Origin of the sequence: Dietzia cinnamea NBRC 102147 (assembly GCF_001571065.1) — a bacterium.
GTDB classification, from domain to species: Bacteria; Actinomycetota; Actinomycetes; order Mycobacteriales; family Mycobacteriaceae; genus Dietzia; species Dietzia cinnamea.
Window position 1 is genome coordinate 1 of sequence record NZ_BCSW01000095.1, and the last position, 4,995, is coordinate 4,995.

Annotated in this window: 8 protein-coding genes and 1 pseudogene; 1 reads left to right on the plus strand and 8 read right to left on the minus strand. The window is 63.6% G+C overall.

Translation table 11 applies throughout. The features are described from left to right. Window positions 1-510: 510 nt before the first annotated feature. The 7 genes and pseudogenes from DCI01S_RS17400 to DCI01S_RS15860 all read right to left on the minus strand — a co-directional run bounded on the left by DCI01S_RS17400 (window position 511) and on the right by DCI01S_RS15860 (window position 3,014). Complete coding sequence (locus DCI01S_RS17400; protein ID WP_156482646.1) at window positions 511-651, minus strand: hypothetical protein; 141 nt, start codon at window positions 649-651, stop codon at window positions 511-513. 196 nt (window positions 652-847) lie between these two features. Beyond that, the gene (locus DCI01S_RS16990; protein WP_083324207.1) at window positions 848-1,465 is read right to left on the minus strand and encodes an AAA family ATPase; all 618 of its coding nucleotides are present in this window, start codon (window positions 1,463-1,465) and stop codon (window positions 848-850) included. 79 nt (window positions 1,466-1,544) lie between these two features. Beyond that, window positions 1,545-1,766 (minus strand): hypothetical protein, encoded by a 222-nt coding sequence (locus tag DCI01S_RS17635; protein ID WP_061230109.1) that lies wholly within the window; start codon window positions 1,764-1,766, stop codon window positions 1,545-1,547. Further along, a pseudogene (locus tag DCI01S_RS16995) lies at window positions 1,763-1,969 on the minus strand (IS3 family transposase); the annotation flags it as partial. The gene DCI01S_RS17635 and the pseudogene DCI01S_RS16995, both read right to left, overlap by 4 nt. A gap of 54 nt (window positions 1,970-2,023) precedes the next feature. Further along, entirely contained in the window at window positions 2,024-2,305 is a 282-nt protein-coding gene (locus DCI01S_RS15850; protein ID WP_061230110.1) for a DUF6262 family protein, read from the minus strand. Then, the gene (locus DCI01S_RS17755; RefSeq protein ID WP_204649519.1) at window positions 2,302-2,727 is read right to left on the minus strand and encodes an IS3 family transposase; all 426 of its coding nucleotides are present in this window, start codon (window positions 2,725-2,727) and stop codon (window positions 2,302-2,304) included. Before DCI01S_RS17755 ends, DCI01S_RS15850 begins: the two co-directional genes overlap by 4 nt. Beyond that, complete coding sequence (locus DCI01S_RS15860; protein ID WP_061230111.1) at window positions 2,727-3,014, minus strand: transposase; 288 nt, start codon at window positions 3,012-3,014, stop codon at window positions 2,727-2,729. Before DCI01S_RS15860 ends, DCI01S_RS17755 begins: the two co-directional genes overlap by 1 nt. A gap of 251 nt (window positions 3,015-3,265) precedes the next feature. On the opposite strand from DCI01S_RS15860, the gene DCI01S_RS15865 reads away from it, so the two are divergent. After that, window positions 3,266-4,123: a hypothetical protein gene (locus DCI01S_RS15865; RefSeq protein WP_061230112.1), complete on the plus strand. Its 858-nt coding sequence runs from the start codon at window positions 3,266-3,268 to the stop codon at window positions 4,121-4,123. 62 nt (window positions 4,124-4,185) lie between these two features. On the opposite strand, the gene DCI01S_RS17640 is transcribed toward DCI01S_RS15865, so the two are convergent. Further along, window positions 4,186-4,995 (minus strand): hypothetical protein (locus DCI01S_RS17640; RefSeq protein ID WP_061230113.1); only part of this gene is annotated, 810 nt, incomplete at its 5' end.

A 4,995-nucleotide genomic window follows, 5' to 3' on the forward strand; every position in this document is an offset into this window, starting at 1 on the left:
TTAGGGGCACGGTCATGGCACACCTTGCAGGGCTTGCCCTGGGTCTACTGATCACGTGGGCGCTCTTCCCGGCCCTCGGCCGCGTGGGCGGTGCCCTCGTGCTGGTGGTTGGTCTTATGGGCGCAATGTCGAGCGGGCCGTGGGCGGGCTGGACGATCGCAACAGGGGCTGCTCTGTGGCTTAGTGGTGGCTGGTTGCACGCGCTCAAGACGTCCCGGTACTCGTCGAACCTGGCAGGGGTTCTGTTCGAGCACACGCCCTTGAAGTGGACGCTCTGCCAGCACTGGGCGGGTGCGCGTCGCTCCCGCGCCGCAGCGCGCGGGGCGCACGGTTACGTCCCCCGGCAGATGTGGCAGCCAGGCCAACGCTGACACACCCTACGACCCGCAGAAGCGCTACGGGCCCCGCCAGTTGGCGGGGCGTCTGCGTTCGCGGGGGAAGTAGTTAGAACAGTGTCGGGAGGTCGCGGTGATCGACCCTTCCGACGGCCTCGGCGTAGGCGACAGCGTCTCATCCGTTGCGGATCGCGGCGCGGACAGCGAGTGCTCGCTGGGCGCGGGTGCGTCCGTCTCCGGTGGCGCGATTGGCGTCGGCGCGACAGCAGGCCACGGCGTAGCGCAGGATCGCGGTCTGGTGTGGAGGGGATGACATGCCCGTCGTCGACCCGGACGCACAGTGGTTCGCTGCACCGGTGCTCGCCGACGGTATAGGAATCGTCGTCGCCGTAGGCCAACAGGAGTGCGAAGCGGTGAGCGCTCATGGTGCGGGAGACGCCGTCGCGCCGCCAGGTGATGACTGGTAACCCGCAGGTATTCGGTATGTGTCCAATTGGCTTACTTGGGGCCGGTTAGGCCCAGGGGGCTCGGATCGCGCTGATCCTGAGGCACGTGCTTCGGATTGATCTGCTCAGGATATTCGTGCGATCAGGAGTTAATTCAAGCCCAGCCAGCGTGGCGATGTCGTCAGCAACTTGCTGAACGGTCCGGTTCGTAGTGTCGAGGTGGCTGGCGAACGCTGGGGCGGAGAGGACTCTAATTGCGGTTTCGGATTGACGCTGGGCGTAAGAAGCGATGACATCTCCGCGCGTGCGCAATCGGCGTTGAAGTTCTCCGAGTCCAGTCATCAGGGTGACATGGAGCACTCGGTGTTCCGCTTGACGGACGGGATCGAGCAGTCGGGTCAGCGTTGCTGTATCGGTTACGGTTTGAGGAGCGATGACCGTTCCGCCAGTGCGGTCCAGAATGTCGATCATTGTCGAGCTCGTTGCGGTTATCCAGGCGTCGAGGCTGCGATAGTCCGGGCGTGCGGTTCGCGGGTACATGCGGCGCAAGCCGAAGCCGACATGCTCCGGATCTGCGAGCTGGGCCGCTGGTAGTCTTCGTGTCAGATTTGCAGCGGTGTGGGTCTTCCCGCTGCCATGAGGACCGTTGATCCAGATTAGCGTGCCTTTTGCCCGGTCAGTCATAAGTTGCACACTACTGACCGGAGTTCCCCGGTCTTGGAAACCCGGGTCAGCGCTGGTGGGGGTTTTCTCTGTTGTGGAGTCACCATAAAGCCAAGGGCTCGCCGACAGCGAAGGCGCTCTTGATGCGTTCGTCGATCACGTTCGCTGGTTGATGCGCGGACAGTGCGGTGCGGATGGTGTCGGCGATGGCGCGGGAGAGACCGGCGGGGCCGCGGGTGTCGGCCAGGGGGGCTGCCCGGGCTGTGTCGGCGGGCGAGTGAGCTGTCCCGGTTTTCTCGGACAGGTGTTGTGTGGTGATCATGCCGCGGCGGCGGCGGTCTCGGAACGGTTCTCGTAGTCGACGGGGCTGACGTAGCCGAGCGCCGAGTGGCGACGCCTGGGGTTGTACCAGGACTCGATCCATTCGAAGATCGCCTGTGTCAGCTCGGCACGGGTGGCCCAGGAGCGGCGGTCGAGCAGTTCGATCTGCATCGATCCGAAAAATGACTCCATGAGCGAGTTGTCGTAGGCTTATCCGGCTAATCGGGGGCCTGATGGTCCGTTGGCCGGATAACGCAGTCAGCGGCGCATGCGGCGGAGTTGCTCGTCGTGGCGTCGCACTGCTTCTGCGAGGGTGTTGACCGCGGTTCGCAGCGTCGTGAGCTCATCGGTGAGCGCGGTCATCGGAGTTTCGGGATGCTTGTGGTGCTCGATGATGCTGCGCAGTACGGTGCTGCGATAGATCGTTGAGCGGCTAAGTCCGGTGGCGGCTGCGATCGCGACGATAGTGACCGGCCTGCCTTCGTGGGCCAGGTCTGTGCAGGCGCGTTCGACGAGGTTGATCTTGTCGCGGGCGGTCATCCTGCAGCGGCTTCCGTGTCGGCGATGAGCGCATCGAGGCGGTCCAGGAGCTTGTGGTGACGGTCGGCTTCGTCGATCCACCCTCGGCTTTCGGCGTCGCGGGCAAGTGCTTCGGCGTCGATGCGTTGGGCCGCCAGGATCGGCAGTGATGAAGGCTCGGTGCGGTAGCTGGGGCAGTGACCGCACCGGTGACCGCGCCGCAGCACCAGGTCGGCATGCACCCTCCGGACGCCGTAGGTGCCCCGACTCGCGGCATAGATGTCGATGATCTCGTTCGGCAGATGCGCGTCGGTGATCTCGCGTTCCGTCGGCGGACGCACGGCTATCGCGTCGTAGTACGACGATCGCGGTACCTGCAGGACCCGGCAGACCACCGCCACGGGGAACCCGTCGGCGGCGAGGTCATGGATCAGCCGGGCCACTATTTTGGGAGCACGTTCTCTCGGGCGAAGTACGCCGAGGCTCGTTTGAGGATCTCGATCTCCATCGCCTGGACACGGTTCTCACGGCGTAGACGCGCCAGTTCCGCACGCTCGTCGCTCGTCAGACCGGACTTATGCCCCTCGTCGACGTCGGCCTGGTCCATCCACCGGCGCAGACAGGACTCGCTGATCCCCAGGTCCCGGGCGATCTCGGCGATCGGTTTCTCCCGCAGACGAGCAAGCTCAACAGCTCGGCGCCGAAATTCCGGCGGCTTGGCAGCAGGCATCCTGGACTCCCTCCCGAAGCGATCATCCGCCTCAGATCCGGTGTCCGAAACCCCCGGGACAGCTCAGGAGCCGAGCGCGAGGTCGAGAGGGGGCGGTCAAATGGAGGTCGCCACCGATAACGCAGTACTGTCAGCGCCTCGCGAGCGTCTCGATATGGCCGGAGTGAGCGCCACCGCTCGGGACCAACCCGAGGAGCCTGTCTCACCCTCTGCGCTTTACTGGGCGAATGCACTGGTGCGATGATCCTCCGATGGCATCACCCCAGGGCTTCCTCAGTGAGGAACACCAGCAGCGTTGGGTGCGCGCGACCTACTCAATCCGGGCGTGCGAACTCGCTCTGGACGGTGCGGTCGATCCGATCCCCGCCAGCCTCCTCGCGTGCGCCGATGCGTTGTACCCGTGGGAAAAGGTGTCGGCGTGGTCGCACAATTACCTGTGCGCGGGCATCGAGCACATGCTGCTGTGGGCCGACCTGGTGGCGCCGTACTCGTTCGACGAAGCCCATGTTAATAATGTGCGATACCGGCCGTACTTGCTCATGGGCAGGGCCGGTCTTGAGTCTGGAGCACATGCGGTCTGGCTGCTGGCCGATGTTGACGACCCATGTGAGTGCGTGCGTCGGCTACTGCGGATGATGTACAAGGACTTCGGGTACGAGCGCAAGGCACAGCTGGCTGGGGGATACCCTGTCGAGCGCATTGACCAGCGGATGGCTGACACCGTGCAGCGCGCCGGCGACCTCGGAGCTGGTGCCTCACCGAAGGACAAACCGCCTGGATACGAGGGGCTTGTTCGCCAGGCGGCGGAAACGGTCGGCGGTGACGCCGACCGTTGGTCGTTCCTATGGAACGCGGCCAGCGGAGCGGGGCACGGTCAAAACTGGTTCGGCATGGTCGGCTACGACGTCGAGATCGGCGAGGAGTACGAGCCTGGCCATTTTCGCAGCACACGGATGCCGGACCCCGTCTTCATCACAGAGGTTGTAGAGGCCGCTGCCGCCACCTTGCAATGGGGTGTCCTGCGGTGGCTTCACCTCGCCGGTTACCCGCTGACTCGACTTACTGAGTCGGCTCTGCGTGTGCATGAACGCATGCCGAAAAAGGCCTGAACGACACCTTCCGGCCGACTATCAACAGGGGTGTGAGAGAGCATCGGCATCCGTTGATGTTTTCAGGACAGGATGTCTGCAGCGCGAAGTAGGATCTCGCCGGTGCGGGCCGCGTGTTGCTTCTTCCGACGTAGCAGCTCGTCTAGCAGGATCTTCCCGTCGAGCACCATCGCCAAGTCGTAACCCTCTGCGAGCAGTAACAATCGTCGGCCACCTTCTCCGCTCAGAGCCACGGCGTTGGGCTGGAAGCCACTGATGGAGAGAAACAACCCAAGGGTGTTGTCCAGCTTGCGACGCACTTTTTCTGCGAAAATCGACAGGTCGGAAGTGGTGCTCAGCTCCTGCGTCCATTTTGCCTCCAGGAGGTAGTCGGTTCCTTCGAACGTGAAGGCGCCGTCGATCTGTTCCCCTTGAATGCGGAACGGTCCCTTTACGTCGATGTCGTATAGGGCAAAGAGCCGATTGAGCAGGTTTTCCAGGGCATAGCCACGCGCCTGCGCTTGCTGGGAGTGCATAGAAATGAACTCGGCGTTCAGCTCCGATGTCTCACGTGCGAGCGCCTGTTTCTGCTCGGCGCGCTCCTGGTCAAGGCGGCGACGTTGCGCTGCCGCCTCTGCTTCCGACCGCATAGCGCGGTACGGTCCGACCATGTCCTGAAGGACTCTGAGTGCCGCGATTGCGGACTCATACTTGGCGGCACCGTCATCGAGCCGCTTCAGTGAGGAAGGATCGATCTCAGCTGTTGCCAAGATCAGCGCGACTAGGGTGTCGAAGTACCGGTGCTGGTTGTCAGCGAGCGTAGTGACTAGTTGACGGACGATGGCTCTCTTATACGAACCGCCCCAGTCGAGCTGAGCGATCAGCTCGGGTTT